Genomic DNA, 22,362 nt, shown 5'->3' on the forward strand with positions numbered 1-22,362 from the left:
TCGGTCGATGTGAGCAAACGGCCAAAAAATCACCGCGAACTAGGATACCTATACCGAATCGACGGTCACGACGATATACGGAGCGGGTTCCTCGGCGTGGTAGAGCCCTGGGTACAGGAGCGTATCTCCTGTCTCATCGATAGTCGAGAAGTACACCTGCAAATCCCATTCCGATTTCACGTAGTCTCCTGGAATGATTGCTTGATAACCCTGCGAGGTCTGCTCCATCTCGACTTGTTTGAACGCGCCCTCTGTCTGGTCGGTGTGCCGATAATGGAGAGTGACACCGCGGTGTGGATTCAGTTCGCCAGTCCGAACCGCAACATCGATGTCGGTACCCGCTGACGCTGCCTTAGGCAGTGCCACGTCGAACGACGGGAAATTGAAAGACTGTCCATCGGTCCGAGCGAAGGCAGGATGGTCAAGCGAGCGTTCGTCCTCAGCGTTGATTCCTTCTGCTTCTAGCAACCGGTCCAGTTCCTCAACGTCCTTCTCAAGCTCGGGGAGACGGTCGACCCACTGGCCGTCATCGGCGCGGGTCGGTCCCATTCCGAATACGAGGTCGTCGTGATACGTCCCTTCGCCCCGCCCGGCCAGTGACGCCCAGGCGTCCCGGGCGGCGGTTGCTGCACAATAGGCAGTCGGAAGGTATGCTACGTCTTCGCTTTCGTGGTAGAAGGCGAGTGCGAGGGCGGCGGCAGTTTTCTCGGCGTGGTACTCGGCGAGGTCAGCAAGCATCAGCAAGTCGAGGACTGTCGCTCGATATTCGTTTGATTCGACTCCACCTTCGTTGATTCGTTCGGCGGCTTCGACGGCGTCGCGCGTCTCGGCGGCCAGCCGCCGATACCAGCGCTGGAGCTGTATTGGTGTGTACTTGCGGTGTTGGTCATCTGCGAGTGCGTCCCGGACGTACTCGTTGATGCCATAGAACAAGCCCGGGTCGCTGGGTTCCGCGTTCATATATGTCACATCCCAGTTTCCGAACTCCGGATTGACGTTGTGTTCGGCAAACAGTGCCCCACCAGTATCCAGCTCCGCCCAGTTCGTTAGCGCGGGATGACGGGTGAGGTGGGCGGCGGTCAGAAGCGGGAGGATCTTGCTCGCGCTTCGATATCCTGCGAGCAGGGCTTCAGCTGCCTCACCGAACCGCCGAGCGAATGCGCGTTCCCAGACCGCAGAGTCCGTCTCCGTCGAGTATCCCAACCGCCCGAACATGAGATACCACGCCCAGTACCGTTCGTCTTCCCACTCGTAGTGTTCGAGAGACTCATCCTCGAACAACGGCCAGTTTTCGTCTTGGAGGTGGAAGTGACCGCCTTTCAGACTGAGCGGGGCGGTGACCTCGAAACCGGTCGCCCCACCGAACTGGGTGCTGTGGGCGAACCGGCGAGCATAATCCGGATCACCCCATAAGAAAATCCGATTCGTTCCGACCACCCAGAGGCGGTAGAGCACGTCGTAGTAGCGGGGTTTGCGCAGCAGATCCGAATGCCCATATCGACGACTTTTGTTTTCGTCCTCCAGATGAGCGAGTTCCCCGGATCGCATCTGGGTGTTGTGATGGGGGAGCCCCGTCGACTCACACCAGTACTTGGTCGGCACGGTCACGTCGAGTCCGGTTTCGAGCGCCCACTGGATCATTTCGTCGGTCAGGCCTTTTGCTCTGATGTCGAATTTGAGCGGGTCGGCGCGCTCGGCGGAGGCGCGTTCGACCGCGTTGATGATCTCCTGCCAGAACTCCTCGGCCGTCCTGATCGAACGGTCTTTGGTGTAATTATCCATTTCACCGACCGACACACCCGACTCCCAGTTGACCCGCAACTGGAGGCCGTCGAGTTCAGGGATGGCCACCAGCAATCGTTCGAGTCCCGTCGCACAGTACTCGGCAAGTTCACCGGGCTTCTCTGGTACACCCTCAACGAGTTCGCCTTGGTCTTCTTTCCAGTCGGGGCGTTGTTGCCAGATTCCAAAGAAGAAGTCAAGACCGTATTCTTTGCAGAGCCGGCCGATCATGCGGAGCACTTCCCGGTGTTCTTCCCGGCTGGTCGCGACCTGATTTTTCGGGACAGTCACCTCGGGGAAGCCAGGAACGTCGACGAAAAACGGGTACGGTGGCGACATGAACGCGCTGTCGTACCCCGCAATCAACACGAACCGATTGAATCGACACTTGGCCAATCGCCTGAGGTAATAGTGCCAGAAGTCTTCGTCGTACAGCCACGTATCCTGGACGGGACCCATGATGAACCGGTCGATCCCACGGACCTCGTTGTCGGGCGTCTCGATGGAGTCTTCGACCGCGGTGAGCGCAGCGACACCGTTCGTTTGGATGCGGTCAGCAAGTTCCAGTAGCGCGTACATGAGCCCGCGGTCGTCGCTGCCGGCGACCACGAGTGCCTGCCGATCACCGGTATTCTCCCACTGATACACGACTGCCTCGGAGTCCAGAATCGTCTCGCCAAGGAGTTTTCCGATGACGGGGTCAGTCGTGTGACCAACGACGACCACTGGGTCAGCAGTCGTTTCCGTCCAATGAGCCACTGCCTCGACAGTGGCGTCAGTTTCGTCGAGTGCGTCCAGCAGTTCTGCTCTTCCGAACCCAACTGGACCGTCGACTGCATCGCTTCGGTCAACTATCGCTATCGAATCGCTAAAGCTAGCTGTCATGCGAGTCATTCTCACTCTTCTTCGAATCGATATAAGCGTATCCATCGATCAGGCCTGCTGTCATTGAAAACAAGATGGTTCCGTGAGCCGAGGAGCTCGTCGTGGGATTACAATCGACTTACTCGGTGGTGACCGCAACGACGTAGTACGGCGCGGGTTCGTCAGCATGATACAGACCTGGGACGAGCAGTCCGTTGTCGGTCTCGTCGATAGTCGAGAAGTACACTTGCAGGTCCCACTCGGGGACGATGTATTCTCCAGGAATGGTTCCCTCGTATCCCCCATCGGTTTTGGTCATCTCAATGTGTTCGAACGCGCCCGCGGTCTGGTCGGTATGACGGTAGCGAATCCGAAGCCTGTCGTGATCGTTCAGATCACCGGTTCGGACGGTGAGCGTCAGATCTTCACCCGCGACCGTCGCGTCCGGAACGTCGACATCGAACGACGGAGAATTGAATGAGTCAGCCTGGCCGGCGTCCCGTTCGGTGACTGGGTCTCTGTAGTCCTGCTTTGTGTCAGAGCCGACGTCATCTATGAGCGCTTCGAGCGCGTCAAGATCCGCTTCGAGCTCGGGGAGACGGTCGACCCACTGGCCGTCATCGGCGCGGGTCGGTCCCATTCCGAACACGAGGTCGTCGTGATACGTCCCTTCCCCCCGCCCGGCCAACGACTCCCACGCCGTGATTGCGCGTACCATTCGATCACGCGAGGCCGGAAGGTATGCTGCGTCTTCGCTTTCGTGGTAGAAGGCGAGTGCGAGGGCGGCGGCGGTTTTCTCGGCGTGGTACTCGGCGAGGTCAGCAAGCATCAACAAGTCGAGTTTCGTTGCCTGATACTCAGCGCCGGTCTGTCCTGTTTTTTCAGCGGCTTCGACGGCGTCGCGCGTCTCGGCGGCCAGCCGCCGATACCAGCGCTGGAGCTGTATTGGTGTGTACTTGTGATCTTGGTCATCTGCGAGTGCGTCCCGGACGTACTCGTTGATACCATAGAACAAGCCCGGGTCACTCGGTTCGACGTCTTGGTAGGTGCCGTCGTAATACTCACGCGCACCGAAGTACGGGTTGACGTTGTGTTCGGCAAACAGTGCCCCACCAGTATCCAGCTCCGCCCAGTTCATCAGCGCTGGATGTTCCGTCAAGTGTGCAGCGGTCAGAAGCGGGAGGATCTTGCTCGCGCTTCGATACCCCTTCTGGATCGCGTCGGCCGCCTCACCGAACCGTTGAGTGAATGCGCGTTCCCAGACCGCAGAGTCCGTCTCCGTCGAGTATCCCAGCCGCCCGAACATGAGATACCACGCCCAGTATCGCTCATCCTCCCAATCACCGCTCTGCAGTTCCGGGTCCTCGAACAACGGCCAGTTTTCGTCTTGGAGGTGGAAGTGACCGCCTTTCAGACTGAGCGGGGCGGTGACCTCGAAACCGGTCGCCCCGCCGAACTGGGTGCTGTGGGCGAATCGACGAGCATAATCCGGATCCCCCCACACGAAGATTCGGTTGGTGCCGACCACCCAGAGGCGGTAGAGCACGTCGTAGTAGCGGGGTTTGCGCAGCAGATCCGAATGCCCATACCGACGACTGCGGTTCAAATCGTCTAATTGCAGCAACTCCTCCTGTCGCATCTGGGTGTTATGATGGGGGAGCCCCGTCGACTCACACCAGTACTTGGTCGGCACGGTCAGGTCAAGACCAGTCTCAAGCGCCCACCGGATCATTTCGTCGGTCAGGCCTTTTGCTCTGATGTCGAATTTGAGCGGGTCGGCGCGCTCGGCGGAGGCGCGTTCGACCGCGTTGATGATCTCCCGCCAGAACTCTTCAGCTGTGGTGGTTGCAGGTCCGATACCGGACCCTGAATCATAGCTTGACCCACCGACACCTGCCTCGAAGTTGACCCGCAACTGGAGGCCGTCGAGTTCAGGGATGGCCACCAGCAATCGTTCGAGTCCCGTCGCACAGTACTCTGTAAGCTCGTCGGGGTCCCTCGATAACCCTTCAACGAGTTCGCCTTGGTCTTCTTTCCAGTCGGGGCGTTGTTGCCAGATTCCAAAGAAGAAGTCAAGACCGTATTCTTTGCAGAGCCGGCCGATCATGCGGAGCACTTCCCGGTGTTCTTCCCGGCTAATTGAGACTTTGTCATCGGGGACAGTCACCTCGGGGAAGCCAGGAACGTCGACGAAAAACGGGTACGGTGGCGACATGAACGCGCTGTCGTACCCCGCAATCAACACGAACCGATTGAAGCGGTTACGCGCGAGTCGCTGAATATAGTAGTGCCAGAAGTCTTCGTCGTACAGCCACGTATCCTGGACGGGACCCATGATGAACCGGTCGATCCCACGGACCTCGTTATCGGGCGTCTCAACAGTATCTTCTACTTGACCCAGAGCGTCTGGGCCCTCAGCCTCGACGCGGTCAGCAAGTTCCAGTAGCGCGTACATGAGCCCGCGGTCGTCGCTGCCGGCGACCACGAGTGCTTCCCGATCATCGACTCCTACCCATCTATACACGACTGCTTCGGGGTCTGTAGTCGCGTTGCCAAGGAGTTTTTCGATGACGGGGTCGGTGGTGTGGCCAACAACGAGAAGCGGGTCTGCCACAGTCTCTGTCCAATGTGAATATTTTTCAACGGTAGTGTCAGTTTCGTCGAGTGCGTCGAGCAGTGCTGACGTGCCGAAACCAACCGGACCATCGGGGGCGTCGCTTCGGGTAACTATCGCTATCGAGCCGCTAAAGCTGGTCGCTCGTGTCATTATGGGCGTCCTCACCTTTCGATGTATCCCATCCTCAATAAGCATGTGGGTGGGGGTTGTCCTTTGCCGTCCTCTCAGGGTTCGGACCAAATTTTGAGCGAATCCAGTTCGCCCATCGCTCAGCAAGATAGAGAGGCCACTCACGCTGGACCGACGGGTGTCCGTCTATAAATTATCGTGACCATGCCAAACTGTATCATGTTCCTCATTCACAATATTTTTATAGAACGGAGTACAGGTCTGCATGACCGACATGCAAATCGAGAGTTTAGAGACCTTTACTAGCACGCAGCGTAAAGGACGACCAGCACCAGTGAGCTTCGTTCGTGTTAAAACGGATACAGGCGAGGAAGGCATCGGGCAGATTTCGCCGTACAACGCGGACATCGCAGCAAAGGTATTCCACCGACAAGTCGCCCCGCATGCCCTTGGCGCAAATCCCCTTGCGGTTGAGTCGCTCGTTGACGACATCATCGACGCCGAGTACAAATTCCCCTGGTCCTACCTCTGTCGCGCCGTCACCGGTTTGGACACGGCACTGTGGGACCTCAAAGCCAAACGCGAGGGAGTGAGCGTGGCGGAGTTGATTGGCGGCGGCCCGACCACGCTCAAACCCTATGGATCGAGCATGAGCCGTGAAATTACGCCGGAAGAAGAGGCCGAACGACTCGCGCGCCTCAAAGAGAAACACGGCTATGAGGCATTCAAGATCCGCGTCGGGAGTAAGATGGGGCACAACGAGGATGCGTGGCCGGGACGGACCGAGGAACTCATCCCGACTGTTCGCGAAGCTATCGGGGACGACACGAACCTGTTTGTCGACGCCAACAGCTGCTACACACCAGAGAAGGCAATCGAGGTGGGGCAACTGCTCGAGGAGTACAACGTCATCCATTACGAAGAGCCGTGTCCGTACCCGGAACTCGAATGGACCGCTGAAGTCCGCACCGCCCTCGACGACACTGTAGTTCAGGTAGCTGGCGGGGAACAGGACAATGACTTGGCGCAGTGGCGCCGCATGATCGACATGCACGCCGTCGACATCGTCCAGCCAGACATCTGTTACGTCGGCGGCCTTTCACGAGCTCTCCGCGTCGCCGACATGGCCAACGACGCCGGCCTCCCCGTCGTCCCCCACTCGGCCAACCATTCGCTGGTGACGGTGTTCACCATGCACATGCTCACCGCTCTTGAGAACGCCGGCCCCTACTTCGAATTCTCAATCGAAGACCAGTGGGCCGAAGGGATGCTTGAGCCCGCGCTTACCGTTGAAGACGGCGAAATCGAGGTTCCCGACCGACCCGGCTGGGGCTTCTCTATCAATCCGGAGTGGCTCGCCGCCTCGACCTACGAACGGAGTGCACTCGACTAATCTTGCGAGAGACAGCGATGTTGTTGTCTCCTCTTCTGCGTCACGATGGACGAGAGCTTCTTACGTATCGTGAGAACCGCTCACCCAGCAACAACCGGCCATTCTAACCCCATCTGATACAGTCAAGTTCAGCGTTACTGTGTGAAAACCAAGACTCGATGAGAGGGACAGACAGTCGAGCGTCGTCGCTCGCCTTATTCGCGAATCGGGAGTTTCTCGCGCTGACGAGCGTCCAGTTCGCCCGTGGTTTCTCGTTTGCGACGATTATTTTGGCACTTGCCCTCTACGCGGATCTCTTTTCGGCCTCGGGGATCGCCGCGGGTTTGTTCGGGTCTGCGTACGCTTTTGTTCGATTCTTCCTCGTGTTACCCCTCGGTCGATTTATCGACCGTGGGAACGGGAAGCGATTCCTCCTTATGGGGTTGCTGATTTACGTCGGCGTTCTGGTCGGGTATTCGTACGTAAACACTATTGAACACGTCATTTTCATGCGTGTGTTCCAGGGAATCGGTTCTCTCGTCGTCTACCTCAGTGCAACAGCCGTCGTTGGCACAATCAGCCCGGAGGATGGTCGGGGCCTCTGGATTGGAACGTACAATCAGGTGCGTTCATTTTCGAGTCTCACCGGCGACATCGTCGGTGGGACGCTTCTTTTCACGTTCGGGTTTCAGACGACGTACTTCGTTTTGATAGCCGTGACGGTGATTGCGACGGTCGCCGTCTTCACATCTCTCCGCGATAACCCCAGTGGTTCCGACGCTAAGCCGGAGTCATCGGGGCTCGAGACCTTCAAACGACTTCTCGGACGGAGTTCGATTCAGGCGCTCGTTGCGTTTCGGTTCCTGTTCAGCTTCGGGAAGACGGCTGTCGTTCTCTTTTTGCCGATTTTCGCGCGAACCCAGTTCGGGATGAGTCCGCTCGCCATTGGAGCCGTCCTCGCCGGAGGGAGGCTTACGAAGACGGTTGCACAGGGGTATGTTGGGACCGTTAGCGACCGTGTCGGCCACCTCTCATGGTTTATCATTGCAGGGACCGTTCTATACGCTGCCGGGGTGGCGATCATACCTCTTGCTACTGTAGCAGACTCTTTTGGATCGCTTTCGCTCCCAGGCTTACTCGTGAATGCACAGGTTACAATCTCTGGTGGAGCGATCGTACTGTTTCTCGCCTACGCAGTGCTTGGGTTCGCCGACAGCCTTCGCTTGCCGACCAGTACGACGCTGTTCGTTGACGAAGGTGAACATTACAATGCGGTCGCTGGCAGCCTCTCGCTGCGGTCGATCGCGTGGCAGGTCGGTGCGATTGTTGGGCCGTTGGGCGCAGGTATTGTCCTTGACTACGTCTCCTTTGCGGCTGCCTTCTATCTCGCGGCTGGCTTCACAGTCTCGTCAGCGATTGCTTTTGCAGCTCTCTACGCAGACGAACCTATTCCCGAGCCTGTTGGCTAGCGGCGGGTGTCGACTCACTTACGGTCCCGAATTTGCTCCTGTTTACTGGCAATCCACCCGGCAACCGACAAGTAAAAGAGAATCCCCTTAGTGTGTGAGCATATGCCAAGCCTCAGCCACGGGACGGTCAGCATAGCCTATCGAACGGACTCACCGCTGATTCAATTCGGCGTCGATGAGCTTGATGCCGCAATCTCACAAAGCTCGCATTACGACCTGAATCTGCAACCAGCAACTGACGCTGACCTGTACATCATCGGCGGAGACGCAGACGCAGCAACTCTCGATGCGGCCATTCCCGAGGATGTGACAGCCGAGGGGTTCAAGATTGAAATAGCGGATGACGGATCAATCTATGTATGGGCATCCGACGACGCCGGTGCCATGTACGGGACGCTAGAACTCGCCGAACGGACACGCTCGGCAGGTGAATGGGGTGAGATTGAGGAGTCCACCATCAACCCGGCAGTCGAGTTCCGGGCGCTCAAATTCAACCTCCCCTGGTCACCCTATCGGTACGGAGAACAAACGGAGATTCATTATGAGACGTGTCGGGATCTCGAGTTCTGGCGTGCGTTCCTCGACATGATGGCGCGCAACCGGTTTAACGCGCTGACGCTGTGGAATCTCCACCCGTTTCCCTACATGATCAAACCCCACGCCTATCCGGAAGCCAGCCCATTGTCCGATAGGGAGTTAGACGAATGGAAGTCGTTCTGGCACGAACTCTTTCGCATGGCGAAAGAGCGGGGCATTGAGACCTATCTCCTCACGTGGAACATCGTCGTCACTGAGGAATTCGCGGACATCCATGGCGTTGAACGGTTAAACGATACCGCTGAGGTCATCAAAACGTACACTCGCGAATCCATCACTCAGGTGCTCAACGAGTATGAAGACCTGACTGGCATCGGGACGACGATGTCCGATTGGATGGGTGCGATGACGCCACGGGAGAAACAGCAATGGCTCAAAGAGACGTTCGTCGATGGGATTGCAGCCGCCGATCGACCGGCGACGTTCCTCGATCGGTCGGTTCGAACCAACTCGATAGACGAGATGCGACGCGTCATCGATGAGGCGGACGACGTTGACAACGTGTCCAAAATCTGGGTTCCGTCGAAATTCAACTGGTCACACGGTCACTCAACGACAGCACTGGAGATGACCCACGATTACCGATCCGGCGAGGTTGACGATAGCCTCTGGAACCCGGAACCGACGAATTACGAACTCGTCTGGACGGTTCGTAACGAGGATTTCTTCGTGCTTCGGTGGGGTGATCCCGATTTCATCCGCGACCATATTCAGGCCAACCACGCCTCGAAATCCTACGTCGGCGGCTACATCATCGGCTCCGAGGGATATATTCCTGCGAAAGACTTCTCACACCGGGTGCACGAGCACCAGACGTGGCAGTACGCCTTCGAGAAACAGTGGCTGTTCTACTTATTGTGGGGGCGGTTACTGTACGATCCAACCACCTCCGACGAGGTGTTTGAGCAGGCGTTCGAGACGCGGTATGGGCCAGGTCTCGGCGAACGATTGCTCAAAGGCTACAAATTCGGGAGTCGGATGCCGATAGAACTGGCGGCGTTTCACGCCGGTACCTGGGACTACACTCTCTACCCCGAGGGCTTTCTTGCCCCGGTTGTGGCTCGCGGGCTGGACGATGGCGTATCGCCGTTCATCTCGATCGACGAACTTGTCGACCACCAGACCCTGGATTCGTCGTATCTATCCATTCCTGAGTACATCGAAGCGAGGGACGGTGGAGAAGAAATCGATGAAACGCGGGTCACCCCCATCGATCTCGCTGAGCGAATGGAGCGGAACGGCGAACAGATCCTGGGAATCGTAGATTCACTCAACGCAAACGTTCATCGTGGCACCGGCGCGCTTGAATGCGAACTCGCTGACCTCGTTACGTGGGGGCATCTGACTCTCTACTTCGCGAAGAAACTCCGCGCTGGCGTCAAATACGAAACCTATCGCGTCACGGGGAAACGACAGAAAGACGACGCCGTCGAACTACTCCGTGAAGCCGCAGACCACTGGGAGCGCGTAAGTGCCGTGACCGATGAACACTATCACGAGATTCCGTACGCGACCGACTGGAAAGAGGGAACAACGTTCTCGTGGAAGAAATACAACGACCAAGTCCAGCGTGATATTCACATCGTCCAAATGTCGCGACCGTACGATTACAAGGGGGCGTAATCGTCTCTGACTGCCGTCACTCCCTCCACCGTGGGAGTTCGAGCTTGTCCCGACACCGGTGTCGTTCTACTCACTCGAGGATCAGGGGCCAGTGACCACAGCGCTGGTTAATACACTGACCCGATCGGTCACACGGAACGCCGGTGTCTCAACTACAAGAACGGACCGGTCATTGATGTCGGAGAAGCGGAAGTCGAGTTCGAACGTCCCGTCGTTGCTGATCGGGGCCACTTCGACCTGCCCGGTGGGCAGATGACGCACCCAAGCCAGTTCACCCGCAAACTGTTGTGGAGTCTGCCCTTGGATGCCACGAAGCAGCGGTCGCGCTTCGACCTGGGTGCCAGCCATTGGGTATTCCAACCCTTGCCATTCCCAGAACCCTTCGTCGATGACGTACACGTTCTCGTACCCGTCGCTGATGAGTGACGCGGCGCGAATTGACGCCATCGTGTGCGGACAACCACAGTAGCAAACGATACGGTCGGCTTTCGGCCATTGTACGACTGGGTCGGCGTCGCGACCGTCGGGTGCGGGGCTCCAAACTGCGCCGAAGATGCGCGAGCGCTCCCACGCAATCTCTGGACGCGCATCGACGAACCGCGCTTCCCCGCGCGTGTACCAGTAGTAGACGTCTTCGATCGGGGCGAGCGGAACATCGATGCCTTCCCGGTCGAGGGTATCGTACGAATTGACGTTGATGGTGCGTTCTTCGTGCGTGGATGAAAACTGGGGTGGGTAGCCATCATCGGGCGTCTGGTCGTCGGGTAGGTCGTCGCCGTTGGTGGGAGGTGATCCCTGAGCACCTGATTCGAGGCACCCGGCGAGAAAGCACAGAGAGGTCCCGATAAGAGATAGCGCTGAACGACGATTCACATTCATCAGTACTCTATTTGTAGGAAAAACCGTATAAAGGCTTCGTGCACCTGCCGGATCCGAATTGCTTGTCTGGTGAGAGGATAGGCTTATCGTGGTTGCGGTTCGTGTTTCGTTCGGAATGACGAGAGACATGTTCTCGAGTCGGCTTGGAGAACCACCTGCGAACGCTCATCTGGAGTACTACCGCGTCCCGAAGTTCAAAGAAAAGATGGCCTTTCTCTGGGACTCTCTCTTGGCTCTCAATCGAGCGCAAGCAATCGTGTTGAATGAGGTTGGTATCCTTGAGTCTCGAGAGGTTTCCGAGGTTTTAGCGGTGCTCACTGACCTCGAATCGGTTGATCCCGATGAGTTTGAGTCGTATGCGGAGTTTGGAGGACCGTATCTGTTCATCGAAAACCGCGTTATTGAGGAACTTGGCCCTGCCGTCGGGGGGAAGCTCCATACGGGCAGAAGTCGAAACGATTTGTTCAGTGCGACGTTGAGAGTCGCTGTGCGCGAGCAGATTCTCGAGATCATTGGTGCGACGCTTACTCTTCGCGAGCAACTGCTCGCTCGGGCTGCGGAAACTACCGAGGTCGTGTTTCCGGCGTACACGCACAGTCAGCCGGCACAACCGATCACGTTTGCACATTATCTCCTCGGGTTCGACCATTTGATCGGGCGAGACGTCGAAAGGCTCTGCCGGGCGTTCGCGGAGACGAACCGAAGTCCCTTGGGGGCGGCGGCGATTGGCGGGACTGGATTCCCGCTTAACCGAGAGCGACTCGCCGAACTCTCCGGGTTTGACGGACTGGTTGTGAACACGTACGATGCTATCGCCTCGGTCGATTATCTTCCCGAAACGACGGCGGCGGTCGCGTTACTGATGACGAACATCAGCCGGATGTCCCAGGATCTGCTCGTCTGGAGCATGTTTGAACTCGGTTTTGTCGAGTTGAGTAATACAATGTCAACCACCAGTAGCATTATGCCTCAGAAGAAAAACCCTGGCGTCCTCGAAAAGACGCGGGCGTATGCAAACGAGTCCATTGGCCAGGCGAACAGTACGCTCATTTCACTGAAAGCGGTTCCGTACGGGGATGTCGGAGAGACGACGTATCTCGCGTATCCATTTCTTGGAGCGGCCTCGAATGCCGCCGATGCGATTCACCTCTTTGCTGCGGTCATCGACGACATTCAGCTTAATGACCAGCGGATGTATCAGGTTGCCCAGGACAGCTTCTGTACAATGACCGAACTTGCGGACACGCTCGTCCGAGCAGCGGGTCTCTCCTTTCGGCAGGCACACGAAGTCGTCAGCACACTCGTTCGCGCTGTTTACGAGGACGGACGCCACGCTGGTCAAATCACTCTTTCCGACCTTGAGACGGCTGCTTCGATCACTGTGGGAAAGTCGGGGCTCCTGACCAATGAAGCTCTGGTGGAGGCACTTGATCCGCAAACGAACGTCACCCGTCGGGACATTCTCGGCGGAACCGCTCCGAAACAAAATCACGACGATCTGTCTCGACAGCGCGCGCTTCTGGATGAACAGACGACCTGGTTCCACAAGACTCGCGACAGGCTCGCCGCGGCGAAGGATGCACGAGCAACCGTGGACCGATAATCCTCTTGTACCGATATTCGCACTCCAGCGAACGAAGTCGGTTCTCGTGGAATCGGCTGAATTCGAACGAACCACACGCTGTTTTTCCACACGAGGCTACTGCGTGCTACTCTTGTCACTCGTGGCCCTGAATTCAGATGCTGGCGTGTGTGGAAGTTAGCTGAGCATGTTTTCAACAATGACTGTGTCAGTGCCGCGCTTTTGAATCTCCGACTCAGTAATTTCGACGTGCTTGATCGCACTTCGACGGTACTCGTACGCGAGATGGAGTGTGCCATCACGAGCCTGAATGACGTTCCCGTAGGTGAACTCCGGTCGTCCCACCTGGTCCATCTCGCCTAGTTGGAGTCTGTGAGATGCGCGAAGATCAGAGCTCACCCCCTCTGGATCGTGTTCATCTTCGAGAGCGGCCTGTTCGAGAAATAGTTGATACGGCCACGTCTCGCCCTCGTCTTCGGACATGAACAACGCTAGCTTGTTGCGCCCCTCTGGAATTGTTCCATGGTCTACTCCTGTGGAGGGATTGTTCACGAGAACGAGATTTCCCTCGTCGGTACGAACCATATCAAAGGCGGCATTCGGATTAGGAATCGCCGTTTGGGTTGCTCGCGTCCAGTTCAACCCACGGTCGGTCGAGCGCGTCTCGTGAATGTAGCCACCCTGTCGGGGTCGAAGATATGCAAGGAGACTTCCGTCTGATAGCTCCACCACCGTCGGATGGGTCAGCCCGGAGTTACCCATGTATCCCCCCGCCTCATAGTGAGTAATCTGGTCACCGCCGACCAGTTGCGGGAAGTCAGCGGGGCGTTCCGCGTAATCTCCCGGGATGAGATAGAAGTACGGTTTTTCGTCGATAGCGTCGTAGGCGGGCAGTATCCACCGATTCTCGTCCTCCAGAACGAGCGGTTTGTTCTTCAAATACATCCCGGTCTTCTCATGAAGCAGCTCGAGATCTTTCCACGTCTCGCCTTCATCCGGGGAGCGCTTGAAGAATACTTTGGACGAGGTAAGCCAATTGCCGTACATCACTGGTGCTGTCACCCATAGCTTATCGTCCGGCCCGTGGAAGAGGACGGGACATCCGACAGCACGGCCCTCAACGTCAGCCCAGCATTCCGCGTCTTCCCATTCAGTCGAGTCGGCTGGCAGCCGACTTCCGTAGACGTTCTGGTCGCGATTTCCCTCACCGACACCGCCTGCGAACCATCCAGCGAGAAGGTCACCGTTCGCCAGTTCGTAGATGGTGGCGTTCTTGTGAAAGGTATTCCCGTTCGCACAGCTGTCCATTTGACAGATCAGTCTCTCGATCATCACTTGAAGTTGTTTTGACGGTGTGAGAATAAGTCTTCGCCAAGCACCACAAATTATGGGTCTACCGGATGTAGAACATCCATCGCCGTCGTTTATGAATCACGAGAATTCGAAGACATCACGAATGCGGTTCTCGCAACTCGATTTTATCCGGCTGAATCCACTTTCACGACGTAGTATGGCATGGGTTCGTCAGCGTGATACAGACCTGGGATCAGGAGTCCGTTTCCTCCCTCGTCGACGGTTGCGAAGTAGGCCAGAATATCCCACTCTGGGGTGACATAGTCACTGGGAATAGTCGCACGATATCCGCCGTCGATTCGTTCCATAACGATCTCCCGGAATGGGCCCTCTGTCTGGTCGGTGTGACGGTAATGGAGGACGAGGTCATTGTGAGTGTTGAGCTCGCCAATCTCAATCGCGATGTCAATCGGCTCACCGATTTGCGCTCGATCCGGAATCGAGACATCGAACGAGGGAAGTGCGAACGTTGCCCGACCTGCTGTCGGAAGGTCGGCTGGTGCCGTGTCAAGATCGACGCCCTCATCGTCGGCGAGTTCTTCGAGTTTTCGAAGATCGGCGTCCATCTCCACGAGACGGTCACCCCACTGTCCAGAGTCTGCCGTAGCGGCACCGCGGACGAACACGAGGTCGTCGTGATAGGTTCCCTCGCCGCGTGCGGCCAGTGTCCCCCACGACTCCCGCGCTCGTTCGGCCGCGCAGTACGCAGCATGGAGCTGCGCTGCGTCTCCGGTTTCGTCGAACAGCGTTAGGGCGACGGCGGCATCGGTCTTGTGTGCGTGGTATTCAGCGAGGTCGGCGAGCATCAACAAGTCGAGTTTCGTTGCCTGATACTCGCCGCTGGCATGTCCTGTTTTTTCAGCGGCTTCGACGGCGTCGCGCGTCTCGGTGGCCAGCCGCCGATACCAGTTACGTACCTGTGGTGGCGTATACTTCCCGCGGAGGGTGTCGTTGAGGGTGTCGTGGACGTACTCGCTGATGCCATAGAATAAACCTGGGTCGCTCGGTTCTGTAGTGGCGTACGTCACGTCCTCAAATGCACGGTTAAAGTTGTGTTCGGCAAACAGTGCCCCACCAGTGTCCATCTCTGCCCAATTGACCGTTCCAGGATGGCGGGTGAGGTGGGCGGCGGTCAGAAGCGGGAGAATCTTGCTCGCGCTCCGATACCCCTTCTGGATCGCGTCGGCCGCCTCACCGAACCGTTGAGTGAATGCGCGTTCCCAGACCGCAGAGTCCGTCTCCGTCGAGTATCCCAACCGCCCGAACATGAGATACCACGCCCAGTACCGTTCGTCTTCCCACTCGTAGTGTTCGAGAGACTCATCCTCGAACAACGGCCATGCCTCAGTTTGAAGGGAAGAATGGCCACCCTTGTGCGTTAGCGGGGCGGTGACCTCAAAGCCGGTCGCCCCGCCGAACTGGGTGCTGTGGGCGAACCGGCGAGCATAATCCGGATCACCCCATAAGAAAATCCGATTCGTGCCCATCACCCAGAGGCGGTACAGGAGACGGAAAGACTGGGGTCTGCGTAGCATATCCCCGTAACTGTATCGACGACTATAATTGAAATTGTCAAGGCGGGCGAGTTCCCCGGATCGCATCTGGGTGTTGTGATGGGGGAGCCCCGTCGACTCACACCAATACTTGGTTGCAACGGTCACGTCGAGCCCGGTTTCGAGCGCCCACTGGATCATTTCGTCGGTCAGGCCCTTTGCGCGCAGATCCAGCGAGATATCGCGGCCAGATTCGTCTGCCGCTTCGCCTGTGGCACGAATTAGTTCGCGCCAGAATTCTTCTGCAGTATCCATATCTCCGAAGCCGGATTCGTAGTTGACGCGGAGTTGAATTCCATCGATTTCTGGGCACTCAAGGAGCATTTTGTGGAGTCCTTGCGCGCAGTAGTCAGTGAACGATTCAGCCTCGGTTGGCAATTGCTCGACCATCGGGTCGTATGTATCGGTTGTATATTTCGTGGTCAACCGATCTGCCAGGGTCATCTCGGGATTACTTTCCCATGCCATCTGCGACCAGATCCCGAAAATGAATTCCAGGCCGTATTGCGCACATAAACCCCCGATTGTTCGAACCATCGATTGAAAGTCTTCGCGCGAGTATCCCACGTCGTCGGTGAGGGTTACCTCCGGATACTCGGGAATATCGACGAGGAATGGATATGGGGGCGACATGAATGACGTGTCGTACCCGGTGATCAGTGCAAATCGGTTGAATCGGCAGCTGGCTAATTGTCCGAGATAGTAATGCCAGAATTCCTCCGAGAAGAACCACTCATCGTGGACTGGTCCGGTGACAAATTTATCGATCCCACGCACTTCGTTCTCTGGAAACTCGATCTGGTTTTCGACCGCTTCGAGTGCCTCTAAGCCGGAATCTGTGACTCGGTTGGCGACTTCGAGGAGCGAGTACATCAGTCCACGCTCGTCTGTTCCGGCTATCACGAGTACACGCAACGCGCCAGCCGTACACCACCAAGTTATGACTCCCTCTGGGTCCTTGCGAACTTCAACGCCGTCTGTCGTGAGGAGGTGGTGTATTACCTCATCGTCCGTTGTCCCGATGGCCAAACAGAACTCGTCAGCTTCGGTCCAGTGACGGAGTGAATTGATGGAACACCCTTGGTCAGTTAGAGCTGAGTTGAGTTCGCGGGTGGCGAATTCCACTGGCCCGGTGTCACCGTCTGGAGTTCGGTGGCGGTTTACAATGTCGATACTGGCGTTGGATGTTGATACGTTGGCCATATCTGTAGCTACCCCGTGGGTACTTCTGACCTCGGAAGGAAGTAGCATAAATCCACACGTTTGCACCCCTGAGCGAAGCGAATTTGGAGGTGGTTGCTGATGCGTACAGGTGTCAAGCCTCGCTACGGAGACAGCGTTGAGAGTGATCTACACTGACTGGTGAGAACGAAAGTCCCTGACGCGCCCGTTTTGTTCCCGCTTTTGCCGTAGCGACCTTGTTAACCCGGTTAAAGTGGCCGGTTTCAGTGTGTTAAGTATTGTCAGCACCAAATCAAACTATTAAGTGACACACACCGAGACGCACTACACCCCGCTCAAGCTATTCAAAAATCTTGAGTTTGTAGCGATAGCGAGTGTCAACTTCGCCCAGGGAATTAGTTTTGCGACGATAATCATTGCACTGGCGCTGTATGCCGATATTTTCCAAATATCCGGCCTCATTGCTGGTCTATTCGGGACCGCATATGCGGTGGTTCGACTTGTGTTAGTCCTCCCATTGGGAAAGTACATCGACGTGGGAGACTCGAAACGGTATCTGTTAATCGGACTCCTGATTCAAGTTCTGGTGCTAGTGGGTTATACGAATGTCCAGTCGTTTGAACACGTCATTTTACTTCGAGCTATTCAGGGCGGTGGCTCGATTATTTTGATTCTCACTGGGCTTTCCGTCGTCGGTGATATCTGTCCAGACGAACAACGCGGACTCTGGTTAGGCACGTACAGCCAAGTCACTGCGTTGTCGAGTCTGTCGGGTGACCTTGTGGGTGGATTCTTACTATTCACGTATGGATTTTCGACGACATACGTTGTACTGACAGTTGTTACACTGCTAACCGCCGTCGCTGTATTCATGTTCCTTCCGTCAGATCCAGGGGGACACACGGAACTCTCGAGGGAATTCGGCCTTGGCGCTCTTCGAATGCTCATCAGTCGGAAGGCCATTCAGGCACTCGTGATGTTCCGGTTTACGTTTAGCTTTGCCAAGACCGCGATTGTTTTGTTTCTCCCCATCTACGCGCATACAGAATTCGGGATGAGCGCACTTCTCATCGGCGGCATCCTGGCCGGGGGGAAATTTACTAAAGCCGTTTCACAGGGGTATGTCGGTACGATCGCCGATCGAATCGGCCAACTCCACTTGTTCGTCGTTGCGGGAACAATTCTCTATGCTATCGGTATCGCAGCTATCCCGCTCGCAGCAGACGCAGACCGACTGTTCGAGCCGGCAACGGTTTCATTCTGGCATCAGTCGATAACGCTTACGCCGTCCTTCTTTGTCTTGTTTCTCGTGTACTCGGTTCTCGGCGTCGCGGACAGTTTACGACTTCCGACCAGTCTCACCATGTTCGTCGAAGAAGGCCAATACTATCGAGCGGTCGCCAGTAGCCTTTCTTTACGTTCGATGTCCTGGCAAATTGGCGCCATTTTTGGCCCGCTCATCGTTGGTGGTTTGGTTGACGTGACCTCATTTACAGTCGCATTTTCCATCGCTGCAGTGATTACGCTGCTCTCGGTGGTCTTGTTCCTCCTATTGTATTCATTACAACCACCGCCGGAGGCCTAAGACCAGAGGCGAAGCTTTCCGATTTCAATTCAAAGAAAAATCTCAATCAGTATCGGTTAGTCGTATTTCGTCATGGACAGCTGTGGGAACGTGATCAAGATTTCAGGAAAACTCGGTCGAATAATGGTTCGTGTTTGTAATATTAAGAAGCGGAAACTTGAATCCTGGAGGCCAGTCCCCGTTTATTGCTTCTTGAGCTCGTTTGCGGCCATATCTTCATGGATATATAGATGTATCTCGGTTACTGTTCTCCATTGTGCTATGCAGGTAGAACGCGTAGAAGCAATTCCACTTAAGCGAGAGCTCGACCACCGTTTTGCGAATGCACAAAAATGGATCTCCAGTCGTGAGTATTGTCTTGTTCGCATCACGACAGCGGACGGAACAAGTGGGTGGGGTGAGTGCTGGGGGCCAATCGCTGGGAATCGTGAGATTATCGACACCGTTGTTGCGCCATGGCTTATAGGCCAGGATATTCGTACTGTGGAATCAATTCATGACGAATTACGATATCTACTTACTACGAAGTATCATTCGTTTTGTCCTGCGAGTGTCGTCAGTGGCATTGATATTGCACTGTGGGATCTTTATGGCAAGTCGACCGGGCAGTCCGTCTCCTGCCTTTTGGGTGGTCGAGTTCGGGATGAAATCCAAGCTTATGCGACGGGCCACTTCTGGCCGCCAGTCGATGACTTTGAAGAGCTTCGTGAAGCCGTGGTTTCCGAAGCCGAGCATCATGTTCGCTCGGGTTTCGACGCGCTGAAGAACAAAATTGGGCTTGCTCGGAATTTGGGGTGGGGGCCGGAGAAAGATGTCGAACTCGTCGGTGCAATACGAGAGGCGGTCGGTGACGATGTGCGGTTGATGGCTGATGCCAACCACGCATACGATGTTGCGGATGCTATCCGCGTTGCAGAGGCGCTTACCGAATTTGACGTCTACTTTCTCGAAGAACCTATACCTCCAGAACATATCGATCAGTACGCGCGTGTGAATCGGCATACTTCTGTCTCGCTTGCAGGTGGTGAGTGCTGGGCCTTTGCAAACGAGTTCGATCGTGTCCTAGATGCGGGAGCGGTGGATTACGTCCAGCCGGATGTGACGAGCGCGGGTGGTGTCACATCGACTCGCCGAATTATTACTGCGGCCGAGGCGCAAAACGTGCAACCGCTCCCCCACGTATTTGGAAGTGCTGTCGCTCTTGCGGCCAGTTTGCAACTGCTCTCGACGGTTCGCGGTGCACCAATGCTGGAGTTTGACCGAACCCCAAACCCATTGCGCGATAATCTTATTGACCGTCCAATCTCCAATGATGGGAATACGGTTGTGATCCCCGATACGCCGGGAATTGGAATCGAAATTGATGAATCTGTGCTTGAAGAATATCGAATTGATTGAGGCTTCGAATCGATCTCTTGTCTTAAGTAAAATTATTATCGTCATTAATAATAAGGTTTGAAAATACACCAATACAGCGTGTGTCAGACATTCAATATATCCAATATTCTTTCCCAATTTATCCTAAATCCTCTCTTTTTCCCCATTTCCCTATGTGGCTATCAGTTTACCTGATTGTGAGAGCAATTGTTTCATCCTATCATTTACCATTGGGCCTTCCGATCGCAATGGTCTTCTGTATTCACCAGCGAGTCCTCACTGGATCAATCAGCGAATATTACTAGTCACCTTTTCAACAATCTAAATAACCAAACCTGGTCTTATTGGGCGTTAAAAATTTCTACCCGATATCTCTCCGAATCTCTTTTGACTTCCTCGAGATAATACCCGCTGATTTTCAGCAGCACTCGACAATGTTTAATCGACTTCATTAGTGATAGTTGAGCTCACTACATTTCCACCAGCCGTCTCAATCTGCTTACAGCAGTCACTTGTGCTTGCCATTTAAGAACATACAGACAGACCATCTCCCCCTTTAAAATTAAAATGATGCAATGGAGCGAGCGTTTAACCAGTTACAAAATAATTCAGCCATCAACGTGTAGGTGTTGACATCAGTGAACGTCCGGATTTCTTGGAGAACTGCCTGTCCCAGAACTCATTCCTTAAACGTGTACATATGTGGACGAAGATGAATTCTATTCTAAGTAACTCAATATATTTGCACTGTAACTAGTCATAAACACAGATTCTTAATTTACTGATGTCTATGATCACTTAGAATAGACCTGATAGAGCTGCTACCTCTGATATGAGTGATTAATTCTAACTATATTGTTGGTTTTTCTCACTCTTACCTTCTCAGTTGTCGTCTTCGATAATGCCTCATCTTTGAATCCATGACTCCTTGATTCATGGTTTTATTGATTAAATTGTGCAGTAGTTCATCTCCAATTTTCACGTGATTTTCAGGCTAACAACTCAAAGAGTCGAATAATATTTTATATCATTGGATTTGCAATTCCATGGGTCAATGATTCCAATTTCACTGCTGGAAAAATTAGGCTAGGTCTTTCTTACTGAGAGGAGGTATTGACTCAACCCCTGCCGCCGGCCAGATTCGACGCTTCTGGGAGTACACGGAGATAGAGCATAGCTGCGGTGCCCATGGTGGGGCCGATAGCCAGAGGCGCGAACGCCCATTGCCATCCTAAATATCCCTCGAAAATTGGAACCAGCTGAATGGAGATCGTGGTGATAATATATCCAATCGCAGTTTGCAAGGTGAGAGCCGTCCCGACGTAGTTGTCTTCCGCAAGTTCTGAGACACAGGCCGAGAACTGAGCGGAGTCGGCGACAATCATGAAGCCCCAGACCAGACAGAACGGGGCCAGGATGACCAGTGGTTCACCAAAGACAAACCCAGCAGCGAGACAGGAGAGGCCGCTAATGACCATGCTCACGCTAGTTACCGTCGTCCGCCCCACGCGGTCTGCCGCGCTGCCTGCAATCCAGGCACCCACACCTCCGATTGCTATCGTCCCGAAGGCAAGCAACGATGTCGTAGTGGAACTGCCGCCTCCGTTCGCGTGCAAACTCGCTGCGATGTAGAATGGAATCCAGGTCCAGATCGCGTACAGTTCCCACATGTGGCCAAAGTAACCAACGTTCGCAAGCAACGTTCCCCGATCGCGTAGGATTCGCCAGACTGCAGTGGGGTCAAACGGTGACGTGTCCGCTTGATAGGGTCCCGATTCATATTTCAATATCAAGAGTCCACCAGCGGTGGCGACAATTGCTGCCCCATAGAGCACGAGGCGCGGTTGCCCGATCCCCCCGAAAACGCGAAGTAGATGGGGCGCGGCTGACCCGACAGTGAGTGCGCCAACCAATACGCCGATTGCCAGCCCACGGCCTGCCTTAAACCATTCTGCCATCATCTTCATGCCAATTGGGTACACCCCAGCCATGGCTACACCGGTCACGAACCGGAGGCCAACAGCGGGAAGGAACGACTGGACGATGCCGGCAATAAGCACGGTTGCCGCAGCACCGACAAACGCTGAGCCAGCGAACAGATACTGGGGACGGATTGTATCCGAGATGGTGAAGATAGAGGAAAGAAGCGCGCCCACGACGAAGCCTAGTTGGACGGAGATGGTCAGCCAGGCGGCTTCAGTCCCGGATAATCCCCAGGCAGTTACGAATGATGACGATACAGCTGACGCACTGAACCACAGCGTCATGACGAATAATTCGGCCACAGCCACGAGGAGCAAGATTCGCCACTTCAGTTCGCCCCCAGCAATCATATTCACCACCGACCACTGTTTATTCGAATTGTCTACTTGACTCATCGGTATTCTCCCGAGAGACG

12 protein-coding genes are annotated in these 22,362 nt (G+C 55.4%); 6 read left to right on the forward strand and 6 right to left on the reverse strand.

From position 1 onward, the window contains the following. Nucleotides 1-48: 48 nt before the first annotated feature. Nucleotides 49-2,667 (reverse strand): hypothetical protein, encoded by a 2,619-nt coding sequence (locus P0648_RS17400; protein ID WP_277505925.1) that lies wholly within the window; start codon nucleotides 2,665-2,667, stop codon nucleotides 49-51. Between the two features lie 118 nt (nucleotides 2,668-2,785). Next, nucleotides 2,786-5,260, reverse strand: coding sequence for a hypothetical protein (locus P0648_RS17405; protein WP_277505926.1), 2,475 nt, complete (start codon nucleotides 5,258-5,260; stop codon nucleotides 2,786-2,788). A 466-nt stretch (nucleotides 5,261-5,726) separates the two neighbouring features. On the opposite strand from P0648_RS17405, the gene P0648_RS17410 reads away from it, so the two are divergent. The 3 genes from P0648_RS17410 to P0648_RS17420 all read left to right on the forward strand — a co-directional run bounded on the left by P0648_RS17410 (nucleotide 5,727) and on the right by P0648_RS17420 (nucleotide 10,453). Continuing rightward, nucleotides 5,727-6,785 carry a mandelate racemase/muconate lactonizing enzyme family protein gene (locus P0648_RS17410; protein ID WP_369685134.1) on the forward strand — a complete coding sequence of 353 codons (1,059 nt, stop codon included), beginning with the start codon at nucleotides 5,727-5,729 and terminating at the stop codon, nucleotides 6,783-6,785. Between the two features lie 158 nt (nucleotides 6,786-6,943). Further along, nucleotides 6,944-8,233: an MFS transporter gene (locus P0648_RS17415; protein WP_276275319.1), complete on the forward strand. Its 1,290-nt coding sequence runs from the start codon at nucleotides 6,944-6,946 to the stop codon at nucleotides 8,231-8,233. A gap of 102 nt (nucleotides 8,234-8,335) precedes the next feature. Continuing rightward, nucleotides 8,336-10,453, forward strand: a complete 2,118-nt coding sequence (locus tag P0648_RS17420) for a hypothetical protein (protein ID WP_277505927.1) — start codon at nucleotides 8,336-8,338, stop codon at nucleotides 10,451-10,453. 81 nt (nucleotides 10,454-10,534) lie between these two features. On the opposite strand, the gene P0648_RS17425 is transcribed toward P0648_RS17420, so the two are convergent. After that, complete coding sequence (locus P0648_RS17425) at nucleotides 10,535-11,332, reverse strand: rhodanese-like domain-containing protein (RefSeq protein WP_276249076.1); 798 nt, start codon at nucleotides 11,330-11,332, stop codon at nucleotides 10,535-10,537. 115 nt (nucleotides 11,333-11,447) lie between these two features. Here P0648_RS17425 and argH point away from each other — a divergent pair, with 115 nt between their 5' ends. Next, nucleotides 11,448-12,935, forward strand: a complete 1,488-nt coding sequence (gene argH / locus P0648_RS17430; protein ID WP_276249075.1) for an argininosuccinate lyase — start codon at nucleotides 11,448-11,450, stop codon at nucleotides 12,933-12,935. A gap of 156 nt (nucleotides 12,936-13,091) precedes the next feature. On the opposite strand, the gene P0648_RS17435 is transcribed toward argH, so the two are convergent. Both P0648_RS17435 and P0648_RS17440 read right to left on the reverse strand, forming a co-directional pair. Then, nucleotides 13,092-14,222, reverse strand: a complete 1,131-nt coding sequence (locus tag P0648_RS17435; protein ID WP_276249074.1) for an exo-alpha-sialidase — start codon at nucleotides 14,220-14,222, stop codon at nucleotides 13,092-13,094. Between the two features lie 170 nt (nucleotides 14,223-14,392). After that, the gene (locus P0648_RS17440; protein ID WP_276275321.1) at nucleotides 14,393-17,023 is read right to left on the reverse strand and encodes a hypothetical protein; all 2,631 of its coding nucleotides are present in this window, start codon (nucleotides 17,021-17,023) and stop codon (nucleotides 14,393-14,395) included. Nucleotides 17,024-17,306: 283 nt separating this feature from the next. Between P0648_RS17440 and P0648_RS17445 the strand changes: the two genes are divergently transcribed. Further along, entirely contained in the window at nucleotides 17,307-18,587 is a 1,281-nt protein-coding gene (locus P0648_RS17445) for an MFS transporter (protein WP_276249072.1), read from the forward strand. A 261-nt stretch (nucleotides 18,588-18,848) separates the two neighbouring features. After that, on the forward strand, nucleotides 18,849-19,985 hold the full coding sequence (locus P0648_RS17450) for a mandelate racemase/muconate lactonizing enzyme family protein (protein ID WP_276249071.1): 1,137 nt from the start codon (nucleotides 18,849-18,851) through the stop codon (nucleotides 19,983-19,985). A 1,097-nt stretch (nucleotides 19,986-21,082) separates the two neighbouring features. Here the strand turns inward: P0648_RS17450 and P0648_RS17455 are convergent. After that, nucleotides 21,083-22,297 (reverse strand): MFS transporter, encoded by a 1,215-nt coding sequence (locus P0648_RS17455; protein WP_277506068.1) that lies wholly within the window; start codon nucleotides 22,295-22,297, stop codon nucleotides 21,083-21,085. Between the last annotated feature and the right edge of the window lie 65 nt (nucleotides 22,298-22,362).

Source organism: Haladaptatus sp. DYSN1, assembly GCF_029489995.1.
GTDB lineage: Archaea > Halobacteriota > Halobacteria > Halobacteriales > Halococcaceae > QDMS2.

What these genes read in the sequence shown, in the direction of transcription:
- P0648_RS17400 (WP_277505925.1), bottom strand. Translation starts at nt 2,667, where the DNA reads ATGACAGCTAGCTTTAGCGATTCGATAGCGATAGTTGACCGAAGCGAT.
- P0648_RS17415 (WP_276275319.1), top strand. Translation starts at nt 6,944, where the DNA reads ATGAGAGGGACAGACAGTCGAGCGTCGTCGCTCGCCTTATTCGCGAAT.
- P0648_RS17420 (WP_277505927.1), top strand. Translation starts at nt 8,336, where the DNA reads ATGCCAAGCCTCAGCCACGGGACGGTCAGCATAGCCTATCGAACGGAC.
- P0648_RS17425 (WP_276249076.1), bottom strand. Translation starts at nt 11,332, where the DNA reads ATGAATGTGAATCGTCGTTCAGCGCTATCTCTTATCGGGACCTCTCTG.
- argH (WP_276249075.1), top strand. Translation starts at nt 11,448, where the DNA reads ATGACGAGAGACATGTTCTCGAGTCGGCTTGGAGAACCACCTGCGAAC.
- P0648_RS17435 (WP_276249074.1), bottom strand. Translation starts at nt 14,222, where the DNA reads ATGGACAGCTGTGCGAACGGGAATACCTTTCACAAGAACGCCACCATC.
- P0648_RS17440 (WP_276275321.1), bottom strand. Translation starts at nt 17,023, where the DNA reads ATGGCCAACGTATCAACATCCAACGCCAGTATCGACATTGTAAACCGC.
- P0648_RS17450 (WP_276249071.1), top strand. Translation starts at nt 18,849, where the DNA reads ATGCAGGTAGAACGCGTAGAAGCAATTCCACTTAAGCGAGAGCTCGAC.
- P0648_RS17455 (WP_277506068.1), bottom strand. Translation starts at nt 22,297, where the DNA reads ATGATTGCTGGGGGCGAACTGAAGTGGCGAATCTTGCTCCTCGTGGCT.